The sequence below is a fragment of the Saprospiraceae bacterium genome (genome assembly GCA_016713025.1).
Lineage (GTDB): Bacteria > Bacteroidota > Bacteroidia > Chitinophagales > Saprospiraceae > OLB9.
Map to the genome: position 1 here is coordinate 2,447,570 of JADJPZ010000004.1, position 15,761 is coordinate 2,463,330.

The window sequence follows — 15,761 nt, forward strand, 5'->3', positions numbered from 1 at the left end:
TGTAATAAGGCATCTTGCCTGAATCGCAAAAAGAAATGATGATTTTTAATGTGATGCAAAAAAGTAAAATACACCCTTCTATTATCTCTAATCTTTATGTCCGAGATAAATATAGGGACGTAGTCCTGAGATCTTTGTAGCATAAATATCCTCACACCATCACGTAGGGGCGTAGCCCTGTGATCTTAAAAGATGTGGTAAATATAAGATATCAGGTCTACGCCCCTTATGTTTCAGATGCTAATGTTTTCTACAAAGATGACAGGGCTACGCTCCTGCCCCGATAGGCGGGAGTAATTTATCTTCAGGATCATGTCTCTAAAGCATCGTTTGTTCGTTGTAGCTTCTAACTTCGATCCAGTGTAATAAAGCATCTTGGCTGAATCGCGAAAAGAAATGATGATTTTTAATTCTACTTTGTTAAATTAGGAATTATCATCAAAAGTCTCAAATAGGTTGTCAGGTTTATCGTTTTTGATTCGGCGATTTATGTCTTTTTCTCGCTGTATGTGCCTATAAAGCATCTGCTTTATTTCTTCTTCAATATTCACACCTTGTGATAATAGGATGGCAATAGTTTGTAGTCTAACATCTCTAGCTGATAAAAGTGGGATTTGTTCTTTCTTTTCTTGCCGCTTCTTGAGTATATAATGCATTGCCATCATTACTAATGCCATGTGGTGTTACCATGCATTGTATTTTCTTACTTGGTAGTCGGCCATTCCAAGCTCTCCTATATTGTCTTGAAACGATCGTTCTATCCAATATCTTTGGCCTTGCATATAAGCAAATTCTTCAATGCTCTCTTCTTCTACTGTAAAGTTGCTCAACGAATATTTTATTTTATTTTGATCCTTTCTTATGATCAGTGTTCTTTTTTGAGCTTTTTGTGTCTTAGGGTCCCAGACCCAAACTGTTTGGATGTGAAATAGGGCTTTGAGCCATCCTTTTGACCCTTTATGCCATTCTATTTTGCTGAAATCATTCTTAGTCAACGTTTTGTAGTAATCCTCTACTTTTACTGATTTTTATTCATTCGTTAACTTAATGATCTCTTTCCCCTTTTTTGTCACTCGATTTTCAACCAATACTTCTGGTTCTGTAAGATAAATATGTTGATTCACCTTTATATCCAGTACAAACTTTTTACCCTTTTTATCTAGAGCGTTTGCAAATTCATATCCTTGTCCATACAGTGAATCCGCGCCTATCCATCCATATTCTATCCCTTGTTTGTCTAGCTCATCTATCATCTCCATGGCAAGTTGCACTTTAGTAGCGTATTTAATAGCTTTCTTTGGGATACCTGCTTTAATACATCTCTTTTCATCATCTGTCCACTCCTTTGGAAGATATAAACGTGCGTTAACCAAACACACTTTCTCACCACTTCCTAACGACGCAAATACGCCTGTTTGTGAATTTTCGATCTTTCCTTCAATGCCATTATATATTGTCTGGAGACCAACGGAGTGCTTACCTGATTTTTTGTTACTATTTTCATCAATATTGAGCGCTTGTAGCTTTCGATCCCCTAAATCTTTATTGACTTTTTTAGCCACTTCCATCATGAGATCCGAAGCACTCCAGAGTGAATCTGAAATGAAGTGCTGTTGAGATTGATAATCAATGACATGTGAGCAAAGGTCGCCATCCTTGACGACCTGAAAAATTTCATAAAGGCTTTGTTTTGTGTTCTTAAAAAAGTCGTTTTTGTTACTGCTGTTCCTAAAGGTAAGAAGTTTTTGCACTCAAAAAAACGACAGTACAAATATACGAAATTTTTACAATATGTTGGTTATCTGTACATTAAATTTAACAAAGTAGAATTAATTACTTTAAGTTCCTGAGCTCTGTTTCTTACGGTCTTATTATACTCTTTTTATTAGCACAGCTAATCTTTGTCCTTAACCTGCTGCTTGGAATCATTAAATATTTGATTTCAAAAGAGAAATAACGCTTATCACCCCATTTTCAAGTTTATGATCAACAATCAAGCAATCTTCTGTGGTAGTTGATTTGCCCCAAATGGTAGTTCAAATGGGTGGCAAGATGGATCAGAAAAAATTCATAAGATGTCTTTGTATCAAAAACGAGCAAAGGATATTCTGTCTGAAGTAATGCTGGATTGAAATTTAAGAGGGATTCCTTTACAGTGATCATGGTTCCTGATACCATTTGTACTAAAACTGACCGCTCTACTCCTTTTGATGAAAATTCAGCATCTCTATTTCTGATGTACCCAGTTTTTCCGATTTCTGCTCCAATATAGGTATTCAGGTTGCCCACAAGATGCAGGCAAAGGTTTCCTGCCGAATTGGAAATATTTTTTTCATAATGCCAAATGACACTTTCATTTTTGTACAGTTCAATTTCTCGGGAGAGCTTGAGAAGGTCTCTGGAAAATATGGATTCAAGACTTTGTATCATCATGTGTCACTGATTAAGTGCGGCTAAAATTTGATTTAAATGGGATTTATTGTGCAAAACAACTTTATCAAATTCATCTTTTAGGGTACGAAGACCTGCTTCACTGTGGACAAACGTTGAATCCCCCTTCGAATGATAATAGCTTTGTGCCAGATAAATGATAGAATTTCTGTTGGCTTCAAACATTTGTCTACCGATATCTATTGGGAAATCGACATAATTTAGATTTTCAGACCATTTGTCTTGATCAAATGCCCATACAACAACTTTGGGTTCGGAGATGACTCTTTTGATTCTTTCGTGAAGTACAGACTCAGCGTCAGCGAGATGTACAAGAATTTTTTTGATGGACCACTTGCCGGCTTGATATGTTTTTTCAAGATCTTTTATTCCAAGTTGGAAGTATGGTAAAGTTTCATCCTTACATTTTGTGAGTTGTTGTACAATGTCCATCATTATGGTTATTTTACTGAAACTACTGATCTGATCTTGTCCTGTTGATTCGTCCCTATCAGTATCCTCTCTCCATTTTGAAGTGTCAGTTGCAATCCATCATTTCCTGCTATAATATATGCTTTTCCAGATTTTCCATTGCGTATGCCGTATCCGCCATATTCTGACCAGGGGCTAAATTTTCTGATGGTGTGTTCTTTTATATCCTTATGTCTGATGGTGTGCCATTTGAATTGAAAAGGAAAAAATCTGTAATGCACACCATTTTCATCGATCGAGGTGTACAGTCTCATGCTTAGTAAGAATGAACACATCAAAATAGCAGTCGCCATACTACAATAAAATACAATGAGATCATCGTACCTTAGATAAAAATACAAAACCCAGTTGGTCGCTAAAGTAACCGCCATAACCAACAACGGCCAAAGGCTATCCAATTTTTGGACTTCATTATATTGGTTATTGGTCATCAGAATGTCACTTGTTTTTTCATTTCTTTGCCGTCGCGCATCAATACAATCTCTACTGTCTGACCTGGTTTAAAGACAGAAAGACATTTCATATATGCCTGCATGTCTGCCACTTCATGTTCTCCCATCCTGACGATAATGTCGCCTTTCATCAATCCTGCCTGCTGACCCGGTTTTCCATCTTTCAGGCCATCCAGTTTCATGCCTTTTCCGTCATACATATAATCAGGCATGACTCCTAATGTCACTGTAAAAGCCACTCTTCCTTGAGTTTCGTCTTTGGTTTTTGTAAAAGTAACTTTTGGCTTTTTGTCCAATGTACTGACAATAGTATAAATATACTCCAGTACATCTGTTGCTCCTGTATAGTTGATGAGGTGAGCGTCATCTGTGGGTTTGTGATAGTCAGCATGTTGGCCTGTAAAAAATCCAAGTACGGGAATACCAGCATTGTAAAAAGATGCCTGATCGGAAGGTGCCATACCGGAAAGTTCTTTTTTGACATTGACTTTATCCGTTTTGATGGCATCTATGATGGGTTCGAAATCAGGTGCTGTTCCCACACCACTGACGGCAAGCTTTTTTTCTGCATTGAGCCTGCCGATCATATCCATATTGACCATGTAGTTGAATTTTGTTTTGTCCATAGACGTGTTATTGACAAAATAATTGGAGCCCCAAAGTCCTTTTTCTTCTCCTGAAAAACAAATAAAGAGATAGTTGTGATTTTTTAATCCTGACTTTTTGATGCTCTCTGCAAGGTACAAAACGCCTGCTACACCACTTGCATTATCATCAGCACCATTGTGTACAGCACGTTCACCTGCGTGGAGTGATCCTTCCTGCCCATACCCAAGGTGATCATAGTGTGCTCCGATGATAACAGTACTTGACATATTATTGTCGATATATCCCAGAATGTTGCGGCCCGTTACAGAAGCACCTGCGGAAGAAGCATCATCACCATGAGGATTACTGCTTTTTTTTCTGGAAAATGTTTGATAATAAGTTTTGTCATTTCCAGCAGGAGTAAGACCAATGCCTTTAAATCTGTTGACTATATATTCACCTGCTTTTTTTTCACCTTCTGTACCAATTTCTCTGCCCTCCATTTCATCTGAAGATAATGTAATGATGTCAGTGGAAATATTTTGTTTTGGCTGACTGATTGGCAATGAAGTTTTTTTGGAGCATGATATTACCAAAAAGCTCAGTGCTAAAATGACAATGGATAATTTTGAATACATTTTCATGGAATACAGGTCTGTGTTGAGTTTAAAATGTAAAATTACAAAAGAATTTTTATTGTCGCCAACATTTAATAGAAATGTGTGTGTAACAATTTGCACTTTTGTTGAAAAAAATTGCTTGATAGCATTTGCCTCTACTTACCCCTGCCTGACAACAGTCGGCAGGCAGGCCCAACCCCTCAAGGGGAGAGCAGTGCTAATATTGAAAGCATTGGCGTGGGTCGTCCCTTCAGAGCCTGCCAAGCTATGCTTGGGAATGAGGGTAGCGAGGGAATTTTAGTTTTTGTGCAATGTGTTATACACACAATAGAAATGCTCGGAATTCTTTTATTGGACAAAATTAACAAAATATAGATTTTTCAGGAAGATTGAGTTTTCTTCCTGTGTCCTCGATGACTCTTATAAATGGATCGAAATTTTCAGCATTGGCGCCGGCAGGATACATTTTGATATCTAAATTTCTATATTTTCGCATCAAGGGTCTGATCAATTCCAAATCGATTAAACCTTCTCCAACGAATTTATGACTCCAGATAGCCAAGTCAATGTCGCTATAGGTATGCACGCCACCTTTTGAATATGACCCGAAAAGTATGACTTTTTCAGGGTCAAGCCCTGTTTTAAACAGATCATGAAGTAAATCTTCAAGTAATTTTTCTAAAGCCCTTCTAGTAAGCATGACTTTAAGGTATTTAACTTTTGGAACTGCTTTTTTGTATATTCTACTGTAGCTAATTTATATAAACTAAACTTGAAATCAGGGTACCTGCCTTCTATATTCCATCTGTTGATGGTATCCAAAAAATCGACCAAATCAGGTTCAAAATCTAAATCCGTTTGGGAATAGATGGATTGTAAGTCATGAATTCTTGGAGGTATGTTATCTATGTTGTCATTGACCCAATTAGCTTTTATATATTTTTCAACTGCCAGACAAAACATAAACAGAGCTTCGACATTCTTTCCACCTTGCATCAGCAAAGTGGCAGCATCCCAATTTTCGTTTCCTGATCTTAACCAAAAACTTATATGATCCTGCTTATTCATTTTACAAATATATGACATTTTTTCATAGAAGATATCAAAAACATAATATGAGTATAAAAATCATGATGATTACCCTGATCTGACATTCTGTACTAAACCTACTACCTTTTGATGTGATTAATTTTTATCGGTCTCGGATTTTCCAGCAAAACTATTTCCCAGTATCCTGTCCCATAAAGCACTAAAAGCTTCTCTAAAGTTAGCATCCCGGGGCCTTTCACCCTGATCTTTAAGGATATATTCACCCTGATCATTTTTTGTGAGATTAAATTTGAATACAAACTGATCCGGGTCAGAAGTTTTCATCCTGAAAGTGCCAAATCGCAGGTCATAATATTGAATGGAGTCACTTTTATTTTCTACGATGTTAAAATAATCATCACTGAACCATCTAAGGATTTTTAAAGTATGGTCGCTTTGAAATGCATCAGGATTTTCCGGTCTGCTTTTAGGTAATTTATTGAGTTTAAAAAATTTTTCTTCGTCAAAAAACGAATAAGAACCATAATAATACGCAGAGTCTGTTTCAGCAACTCCACTCCACAAAATATTATTGAGTATGGTAGGTGATGTAGTATATCTGTTTGCTTCAATACCTGCACGACTTATTGAGTTTTCAAAAATTGTATTGATTCTAGTTTTATTAAAAATGGTAAGAGCCATGTATAAACAACTGATGATAAGCCCTCTGCGATTCCAAACCGCTCTTTGGCGGTCATGCTTAGGATAATATATTACGATGATCAAACAAATCAAAAATGGTACGGTGTACAATGGGTCTGCCACTGCTATGTTGTTGAAAGCAACTCTCTGATTGGAAAATGGAAGTAATATTTGTGTGCCATATGTCGTAAAACAATCCAATATAGGATGTGTAATCAGCACCCAAAGAAACATGATAATCCAATCTTTCAGGTCTGCCGTTGGTCGTGAGTAGGAAGGTCTTGAATATCGTTTATAAATAATCCATGCTGATAAAAGAATGACAGCCAGGCCAGTGACCAATTTCCCGAGTGAAAATGTCCCTAATAAAACAATAATCAAACCAATTGCTGATGTCAAAATACCCCACCCTACAATGCCAAACCATCTTTGAAAAGGCAATTGATACATCCTGAACACTACCCATCCTAAAATAAATGAAGTTATGAATAAATATAATGCCGAATGTGTTGGACCGCGATGAAATGCCAACGCATCAACAGGTGACATGATTCCATTGGCAATGACATCCATATCCGGCAATGTGCCGGCTATAGCACCCCAAACCATAGCCCTGTTACCTATCTTTTTGCCAAGACTGGCTTCAGCCACTGCTGCTCCGAGGACAATTTGTGTGAGTGAATCCATTTTTTACATTACGAATTTGAATGTCTATAGAGTTTGGGATGTTCAAATTTTATCAAGATTTCCGACTTTTATAAATTTTCCATGTCTTGTCACCTACCTTTTTTTAAAAGCACCAAATCTTCGATGATCAGGCAGTGACAGGTATTTTTAATAATTCAATGGCTTTGCTGGCGGCAGTTTGTTCAGCTGATTTTTTATTAAAATCTTCTGCAGTGGAAATTTCCTGACCATCTATCACTACTGCCACTTTGAAGCAATCCCTTTTATCCAATTTAAATTTTGCAATGGTTGTAAAATTGATCTCCTTCCCATTTTTTTGACACCATTCGAGTAGGATTGATTTATGATTATCGTCCTTTGTTTCGAGCTCTATGATATCAATGTATTTCATCAGGATATTTCTTATGACATAGTTTTTGGTTTTTTCGTAACCAAACTCAATATAGATAGCTCCTATCAATGCTTCAAAGGCATTGCCCAGCATAGCGCTGCTCATTTTACCCATACTGTATTCCGAAAGTATGACATCAAGACCCATCCTGTCGGCAATCTCATTGAGTGTCTGACGTTTTACGATTTTTGATCTCATTTTAGTCAAAAAACCTTCGTCTTTGTTGGGGTATTTTTTGAAAAGGTATTCTGCAACTATAGTGGAGAGAATAGCGTCACCCAGATATTCCAATCTTTCATTGGTAGGTTTTCCGGGGGTTTCATTGGTCATAGACTTATGATAAAAAGCTGTCTTAAACAAACTAATTCTGGCAGGAGTAAAGCCCAAAATCGGTTTAAGTTTTTCGGTAAGCTCTTTATCTTCCGAAAGGTAAAGATTATAAATTCTGCGTATTACGTCCAAAATCTTTAATCCTTAAATCTTTTGATAATCAAAGAAGCATTGTGTCCGCCAAACCCGAATGTATTGCTCAGAGCGATATCTATTTTTCTCTCCTGTGCCACATTGAATGTAAAATTCAGTTTAGGGTCAAACTCAGGATCATCTGTAAAGTGGTTGATGGTAGGAGGTATAAAGCCCTCATTGATAGCTATGACACAAGCCAAAGCTTCAACAGCTCCTGCACCGCCCAATAAGTGCCCTGTCATTGACTTGGTACTGCTGATATTCAGATCATATGATGCATCACCAAAGACCCCTAGTATTGCTTTTGTTTCTGCTATATCCCCCAATGGTGTAGATGTACCATGCACATTGACATAATCTACATCAGATGGGTTGATACCTGCGTCTCTTATTGCGTGCCTCATTACATTGCGAGCCCCAATGCCTTCAGGGTGAGGGGCCGTCATATGGTAAGCATCTGCTGTCATGCCTCCACCCATCACTTCAGCATATATAGTAGCACCACGCTTTTTTGCATGTTCATACTCTTCAAATATAAAAGCTCCACCACCCTCTCCCAATACAAATCCATCTCTTTCTTTGTCAAATGGCCGACTTGCTGTTTCCGGGCTGTCATTTCTTTCTGACATCGCCTTCATAGCCGAAAATCCTCCCACGCTTGCTCTGGTGATAGCTGCTTCCGAACCACCGGTGATCATGATGTCCGCCCGACCAATCCGGATATAGTCAAACGAAGAGATGAGAGCATGAGTTGATGATGCACAGGCCGAAACGGTACCGTAATTGATGCCTCTGAATCCATATTTTATGGATATATGCCCGGGAGCAATATCCCCTATAAGTTTTGGGATAAGAAAGGGGCTATATCTTGGTTCTCCCGTCCAGTGTGCTGCTTCCGTGAGATCATGCTCTATAGTCTCAAATCCACCTATACCTGTCCCCCAAATTACCCCAGCACGATCCAGATCGATATTTTTGACATCTAGACCGGAAGAAAGCATCGCTTCATCTGCAGTCACCAAGGCGTACTGAGCAAAAGGATCGAGTCTTCGGGCTTCTTTTCTTTGAATAAACTGCTCAACGTCAAAGTCTTTTAATTCACAAGCAAATCTTACTTTGAACAGAGATGCATCAAATCTGGTAATAAGTCCCGCTCCACTGATACCTTTCTTAAGATTTTCGGCAAACGCTTTGTATGTATTACCGATGGGCGTAAGCGCCCCGACTCCTGTGATTACTACACGTCTCATATGTCATATTGAAGTTGATCGCAAAAATCTGTAATTTTATTGGATTTAAGAACCTTTAATGTATAAAAAAAAATCCACAAAAACTTATGCTTTTGTGGACTTCCTGTTTTTTGTGAAATAATCCTTAAGATTTAGCGGCTTCCAAAAACTCTATAGCCTGACCAACAGTCTGGATTTTTTCAGCTTGATCATCAGGTATTGATACATCAAATTCTTTTTCAAACTCCATTATAAGTTCTACTGTATCCAATGAATCTGCTCCAAGATCGTTTGTGAAGCTTGCTTCGTTAGTTACTTCAGACTCATCAACACCTAACTTGTCAATGATAATTTTTTTTACTTTTTCTGCGATTTGTGACATTTTAAATAATGTTTTCTGATTATGCCGCAAAGTAAGTTATTAATGCATACATATACAAATAATTTATGTTTATTTTGATATAATAATTTATTATAATATGTTTTAATATGTTGTAAATCTGTGTTTTATATTATTTCTAAAATAATTAGACCATGTTTTCATACATGTCCATAATTAATTGGTAAAAATATGGGCAACAATAAGCAATTCTAAGTGAGTTAGTAATTAATCCATTAACTTTGTGTAAAAGTGATCAGAGAACACCTATTTTATTCCTGGAAGGTTGTTCCCCAACAGAGTCACTTCCGCTTCAATTGGTCACTTTAAAAACACAAATAATCATAAGGGGATTATATTCCTGCTTCCAATCTCAATATCGTCATCTGCTAAAACTTCCAGGAAGTCCCGAGATCAGTTTATCAGTTTTTAAAGCACCACCAACTTCCAATATGTAAGTAGAATCTAAAATAAAATCACATCTGCCGGAGGTATTGACTAAATGTAATGGAGATATAGAATTTACAAAAAATGTCTCGCGGATGCAGCCTGAATTTAAATTATTTGGCTAAAGGCATGCCATTAGTGCGCAGTCCAGATAATAAGTTAACCTCGTAGGAGTTAATGAATGTATAGAAAACATAGCCTTATTTCTAGAATTCGAACTCCAACGTGGTAAAATTAAAATGGGAGTGATTTTTTTGAAGATCAAGAAGAAGAGCGTAAAGAAATCGTCGCAAACGATTTTAGCTCTGAACTGTGGGCTCCGTACCACAGCTAAGAATGCATAATATAAATGTTCTACGGACCGCGAGTATTTTTAACGAAGATATTCGGAAAAAGAACCACATTTAATTAAGTTCTTTATCTGGACAGAGCACTAGGTTTGGATTGTGTAAAAGTACTTTTTCAGGCTTTCTATGAAGCTGTATGTACTTCCGCTTTCTGGTAATTTCTATGCTTCCGGCTAGTTTACTTACATTGGATTGAAAAGGAACAGAGTTGGCCAATTTGTTGATCAACTTCCTAATTTTAGGAATACCAACCGTGCAATAATTGGCAGTTTTAAAGTTTCGCAATCCTACTGCGTCACAATGCTTCAATGAAGCAGTTATGTATTTTTTTTTTGCTTAAGGGTCACTTCGTGCTCCTCAGTCAAAAAAAAAGAACCCTCACTCTTTTGTGAAGGCCCCTCTTTATGAAAGCGTTATTCTTTGTTTAATGTGCTGATGTGGCAATGTGTTAATGTGGCAATGTGTTAATGTGGCAATGTGTCAATGTGGCAATGTGTCAATGTGCTAATTCGCTAATTTGACAATGCGGTAATGTGAAAATGGAGTAATTAACTAACTAGCACAATCAGTTAATTAGCACATTAACTAATTATCGCATTAGCACATTAGCCAGATGTCCCAGAGCGAAACAATTGATTTGACAAGTTATATTTCTTTATAGACTCAAGATTTTCAGTAAACTTGATAATCTCCATAGCAAACTCAAAACTCAAATCCAATATTGCATTTTCCTTATCCATATACGAAAAATTAAACATTAAAAAATTTAAACATCATTCAATCAGCACATTAACTCATTAGCACATCAGCACATTATCTAATTGTTATTAATCTGTATCGTCGCCGTACCACATTTTGGTGTCGGACATTCAACTGGTGGGTTTCCCGGAGTACAATTGCCTGGATCTCCTATCTGGAAAGTCCTCGTACATCCAGGTGTGGCACTATCTGTCACTGTCACAGTAAATGTCGATCCTCCACCTGCTGTACCTGTACCAAGTATGAACTGTGTTACTCCATATGGTACATTGGTGTTTGGTGTGATGGTCGTGCCGCCATTGATGGTCACATTATATCCAGTTAACGAAGTATTGCTATTTGTTATTTGTGCATTAAATCTGATTCTGTTGTCTGTGATCAATGCTGGTGTTCCATTGTCCAGACATTCTAAATTTTGGGGTACGATGGCTTGGATATTACAACAATTAGTCGGCGTATCTAATGTCACATTGCAAACTCCAGTACAGTTGGTTGTCGTATTGGTCACTGTTACTGTATAGGTACCTCCGGTCAGCCCTGTACGGTTTGCTGTCGCAGCTCCATTGTCGCTCCATGCGTAGGTATATGTACCCGCTGGGCTTGGTACGACAGTGATGTCACCACCTGTCAGGTTAGGGCAGCTCGGGTGGGTATTGGCTGTGATATTGCAAGTAGGATTTACTGTAGCATTTACTACCACTGCTGAACATGTTGCCGTACAGCCTGTGGTCGTATTTGTTACCGTCACAGTATATGTATTTGCCGATAAGCCTGTGATACTAGCCGTCGTAGCGTTATTGCTCCAAAGATAAGTCACTCCTGTCGCCGTCGCTGTTGCTGTACCATTAGGTGTAGCACAATTTGAATTATCTGTTTTACCACAGGTCACACTTGGATTTGTAGTTGTACTGGTTATCACCGCTTGACATGTCTTGCTGCAATTAGGCAGGAAGTCATCAGTCACTGTTACCGTATAAGTACCAGCCGCTTTACCAGAGATCGATGATATAGTCTCACCACTACTCCACAGATATGTGATTGTTCCTTGACCTCCCATGACATTGACACTGGCTGATCCATTTACTGGAGTACACGTAGTCTGTGGTAAAGGCGCACAAGTAACGGTTAGGTTACACACATTGCACGTTGGGGCATTGTACATACCTGAATCATTACATGATGTTGTAGTCTGAAATGATGCGGTCACAGTATTATTCATTGATCCATTAGCTGGCAACGTAAATACTGCACAAACAGGTGGTAAAATTCCTCCGGATACATTGATCGTCTGAGTCTGACCGCCGGCAGTGACAATGATATTTTCTCCAGCAGGCGGTACGGACCAATTAACTTCTACGTCCAAAACAAAATTTGTACCATCACATGATCCAGCATATACATTTGTTATATCAAGATAACACTGATTGGGATTACATGGTAATTTTGGTTTTAAACTTCTTTGATCGCAGCAATTACTTCCACCAGTAAAACAGGCGTTTATAGTAAAAACTGTATTGTTTGCCGGAATCGTAAAGGTCACAAAAGCCATTTGCTGTGCTCCTCCTACCACATCGATCACTTGTGTCACACCATTCAGAGTTACATTTATATTTTGTCCTGCAGGTGCATTTGCCCACGTGACATACGCATTGACCACCACTTCAGAGCTGGTACCATTCCAGTGACATGGACTTACAGATACATAACTTATGTTAACATCGCAATCCGGAGACAGATATAAACCCAAGTCCCAGGTCCTATCATCTTCTGCAGCATCAATTCTAGTAACTGGCATAATGATTCCGTCAGAATCTTTAGTATCATCTCCTCCTTGATCAGTCGAAGTAACTACATAGCCGGCAGGTGGATAAAATACAGCATAATAATCTGATGGTATCAGATTAGGGAATAAATATCTTCCATTCAGATCTGTCACTGTGAAGCCTACTAAAACATCAGTCAAAGGGTTGGAAATTCCATCACCGTTATCTCTGTATAGTTCCACCACTACACCTGATACACCTGTCCCAATTTCATCTTGTATTCCATTTTTATTGGTGTCTATCCATACATAATCTCCATATATACCAGGAATAGCTGGTGTTACCTGAATACCTACCTTGATCGGTTCTGCTGGTAATAGTGACTGATTGTTGTCTGTTCGTGTCGCTCTGAAGCCAAATGAATTCCATGCGATCTCTCCATTGGAAGGTGCATCTACTGGTGCTCTCATGGGCCAGTTTAGGATGAATGAATCCAACGGATTGATGATAATATTTCCAAAATCAAATTTTAGTGATTGCACACTGGTGATATCTGGCAGTGGAGCCAAGGTCCAGTTGGCTGGGGTACAGCCTGTAGGAAATGGTGATGGATCCGCAGGTGCCTTCATCTCGTCTCTGCATGGATTTTGGGCTGTAGAGTAATATACGGTTACTCCTGCCGGAGCTATGATTGGATTGGCAAGATTAGGACGCCATGCGGTATTCCTCGGGCTTGGGTCAATAACCCCCATATCCCCTACAAATGGAAGGATGTCTACTATCTCAATGTCCTTCATTGGCACGTTACCCGTATTTTTTACCACCAATCTATAATCAGCCATACCTCCATGTACAGTCTGTCCAAAAGCTGGATAACGAGAATACCCAGCGTCCAACTGACCTCTCACCCACTTGATAGACTCCATGGATGCTGAAGCCGGAATAATAATGCTATAACAAGAATAATTTGAACCGTAAGTTGTGACCGATTCTGTAGTATTTCCGTTTTGATTCCAGTCATTGGTATCTGTGAAACCAAAATTATTTGGCGAGGACACTAGGGAAACATTAGAGCCAAAAGCAGTAAATATGCCAACATACCCCGTATTTGGCAGTAAAGCAGGCCCTACCGTTGTGGCAATACTCACTTCAAACTTCTTACCAAACGGCAATACACTTCCAGTAGGAAATTTCCACCGATATAAATCATAGGATTTCCCTGAAATGGTTTGGTAATTAGGCAGAATCTCAAAAGTAGGTGTGGGCAGCCCAGAAGTCAAAGGATTAAACGTTTGTGAACCCGGTGTATATATGAACCCTGAAGGAACAAAATATCCTGCCACAGGATTGGTAACATCAGCATAACCAGCATTTGCAGTTACTTCACCTTTGAATACAATGGGTGTCCCTACAGGTTTTAAAACGTCGTTACAAGGTGTGGTTGATGCAACAATATCCAGTGCTCCTGTAGTAGGTCGTGGCTTTAATATATAATTGTTATTGCACGTAGTTCTAGCAGCTAAGGCCGGGATACCAGGGGTAGTACTTTCCCATACCAAACAATTGGATACGGTTTCATCAGCCATTACATCATTTCTGGGCACAAAATACATCAGATGGTACAGGCCTAAACTGGTATTCGCAGGCCATGGGGTTTTCATCACAAATTTTATTTTGGTGAAGTATTCTCCTGAAGGTAAGAAAGGTACTACTTGTCCTCCAGTTATTGGATAGGAGGTCCAGCTTGCATTTAAATTGGTCTGATATTCCACATGGTCCAACATTCCTTGATTATCAAATCGAACACCTCTATATGGTGCAGTTTGATCGATATACACATTACCAGGAATCGTCTCGATGATTTCGAGGTTCTCCAATGGAACATTTCCTGTATTATTAAAACCAAAGTCATAACCAAACGACTGACCCGGGAATACATTTCCACCACCGGATCTAGCCAAAGTTGCGGATATAGTAGGACTCGTAAGAGTGGTAGTCTCAATCAGGTCGGTTACACAGGTACCCCCCACATTATCTCCATTGCTCAGCGTAGACGGAGTACCACCAAACGGCGTATAGGCTACGGTAGCCGTGTTCGTTACTGAGTTGCCAGCCGAGAAAGGTGGATTATCGAACTTAACCGTGATATCCACATGATAGGTATTAGCCTGCCAGTTAAACCCAAAGTTATAGAAAGATAAATCAGGCACATTGGCGGTTACTGTTCCTCCACTTTCTGTCCCTGTACCGACTTGCGTGGCGCCATTAAAGACGACAGCGCTGACAAAAGTAGCACCAGCCGGCAAGACATCTGTTAAGACTATATTTTCTGCTTCCAAAGTACCAAATGGAATAGTACCGTAAATACCTTCATAAAAGATCCGTATTCTATAGGTTGTATTATACCCAATTGCACCGCCGTTCAGTAAGGTTTTTTCTGCACAGATCCGCGGTACCGCAGTAGAATTAATACAAAAGTTTTTCACACCAGAAGTGTTTCCGCTGCCATCAGTAATTTCAGCCGTAGAACATACATTGGTGTTATTAGGAGTGGTCAAGTTATTAACTCTTGCGCAAAACTCCAAAACTCCTGTAGAACCGGATGACAAAGGACTGACAAAATTAATGGTCAATTTTTTACTGCCTGGGGTATTGGAAAATACAAAATTACCAACAGGAGCATGTACCGTACCTACAAAATCGGACACTGAATGTATCCAATCCGGTAGATTTATGACTGCCTTCACACCTGTGGCACTTCCTGTAGTACTGGATATGGCATAGTCCACCTGCATACAGTATTTAGCCCCTGATTGAATGGTTGTTAAGTTGTTCTTTTCAGAATATACCAAATTTATAGTCACCTGACTATACGCTTGATTTCCTATGCCTAAAACAATCAAACATAAGAATAAAAATAATGTTAGAAATGATTTTGCTTTCATAAAAATGTAATATTTAGATAAATAAATAATTGACAC

Annotated in this window: 16 protein-coding genes; all 16 read right to left on the reverse strand. The window is 38.7% G+C overall.

Annotation, left to right across the window (positions count from 1 at the left end; translation table 11 throughout):
• Positions 1-425: 425 nt before the first annotated feature.
• The 16 genes from IPK35_16675 to IPK35_16750 all read right to left on the reverse strand — a co-directional run bounded on the left by IPK35_16675 (position 426) and on the right by IPK35_16750 (position 15,725).
• Entirely contained in the window at positions 426-677 is a 252-nt protein-coding gene (locus IPK35_16675; protein ID MBK8054851.1) for a hypothetical protein, read from the reverse strand.
• A gap of 6 nt (positions 678-683) precedes the next feature.
• Entirely contained in the window at positions 684-995 is a 312-nt protein-coding gene (locus IPK35_16680) for a hypothetical protein (GenBank protein MBK8054852.1), read from the reverse strand.
• A 33-nt stretch (positions 996-1,028) separates the two neighbouring features.
• Positions 1,029-1,751, reverse strand: a complete 723-nt coding sequence (locus IPK35_16685) for a transposase (GenBank protein MBK8054853.1) — start codon at positions 1,749-1,751, stop codon at positions 1,029-1,031.
• A 235-nt stretch (positions 1,752-1,986) separates the two neighbouring features.
• Positions 1,987-2,433: a DUF1572 family protein gene (locus tag IPK35_16690; GenBank protein ID MBK8054854.1), complete on the reverse strand. Its 447-nt coding sequence runs from the start codon at positions 2,431-2,433 to the stop codon at positions 1,987-1,989.
• Positions 2,434-2,436: 3 nt separating this feature from the next.
• Complete coding sequence (locus IPK35_16695; GenBank protein ID MBK8054855.1) at positions 2,437-2,883, reverse strand: DinB family protein; 447 nt, start codon at positions 2,881-2,883, stop codon at positions 2,437-2,439.
• A gap of 8 nt (positions 2,884-2,891) precedes the next feature.
• Complete coding sequence (locus IPK35_16700; protein ID MBK8054856.1) at positions 2,892-3,353, reverse strand: hypothetical protein; 462 nt, start codon at positions 3,351-3,353, stop codon at positions 2,892-2,894.
• Positions 3,353-4,600: a M20/M25/M40 family metallo-hydrolase gene (locus IPK35_16705; GenBank protein ID MBK8054857.1), complete on the reverse strand. Its 1,248-nt coding sequence runs from the start codon at positions 4,598-4,600 to the stop codon at positions 3,353-3,355. Before IPK35_16705 ends, IPK35_16700 begins: the two co-directional genes overlap by 1 nt.
• A 343-nt stretch (positions 4,601-4,943) precedes the next feature.
• Entirely contained in the window at positions 4,944-5,282 is a 339-nt protein-coding gene (locus IPK35_16710) for a nucleotidyltransferase domain-containing protein (GenBank protein MBK8054858.1), read from the reverse strand.
• Positions 5,261-5,650 (reverse strand): HEPN domain-containing protein, encoded by a 390-nt coding sequence (locus IPK35_16715; protein MBK8054859.1) that lies wholly within the window; start codon positions 5,648-5,650, stop codon positions 5,261-5,263. Before IPK35_16715 ends, IPK35_16710 begins: the two co-directional genes overlap by 22 nt.
• Positions 5,651-5,767: 117 nt before the next feature.
• A complete protein-coding gene (locus IPK35_16720; GenBank protein MBK8054860.1) occupies positions 5,768-7,000 on the reverse strand; it encodes a metal-dependent hydrolase in 1,233 nt (410 codons plus the stop codon).
• Between the two features lie 127 nt (positions 7,001-7,127).
• Positions 7,128-7,853: a ribonuclease III gene (gene rnc / locus IPK35_16725; protein MBK8054861.1), complete on the reverse strand. Its 726-nt coding sequence runs from the start codon at positions 7,851-7,853 to the stop codon at positions 7,128-7,130.
• A gap of 5 nt (positions 7,854-7,858) precedes the next feature.
• Positions 7,859-9,106 carry a beta-ketoacyl-ACP synthase II gene (fabF, locus tag IPK35_16730; protein MBK8054862.1) on the reverse strand — a complete coding sequence of 416 codons (1,248 nt, stop codon included), beginning with the start codon at positions 9,104-9,106 and terminating at the stop codon, positions 7,859-7,861.
• 124 nt (positions 9,107-9,230) lie between these two features.
• Entirely contained in the window at positions 9,231-9,467 is a 237-nt protein-coding gene (locus IPK35_16735; protein MBK8054863.1) for an acyl carrier protein, read from the reverse strand.
• 848 nt (positions 9,468-10,315) lie between these two features.
• Complete coding sequence (locus tag IPK35_16740; GenBank protein ID MBK8054864.1) at positions 10,316-10,567, reverse strand: hypothetical protein; 252 nt, start codon at positions 10,565-10,567, stop codon at positions 10,316-10,318.
• 296 nt (positions 10,568-10,863) lie between these two features.
• Entirely contained in the window at positions 10,864-10,998 is a 135-nt protein-coding gene (locus tag IPK35_16745) for a four helix bundle protein (GenBank protein ID MBK8054865.1), read from the reverse strand.
• Between the two features lie 77 nt (positions 10,999-11,075).
• Complete coding sequence (locus IPK35_16750) at positions 11,076-15,725, reverse strand: hypothetical protein (GenBank protein ID MBK8054866.1); 4,650 nt, start codon at positions 15,723-15,725, stop codon at positions 11,076-11,078.
• Positions 15,726-15,761 lie beyond the last annotated feature (36 nt).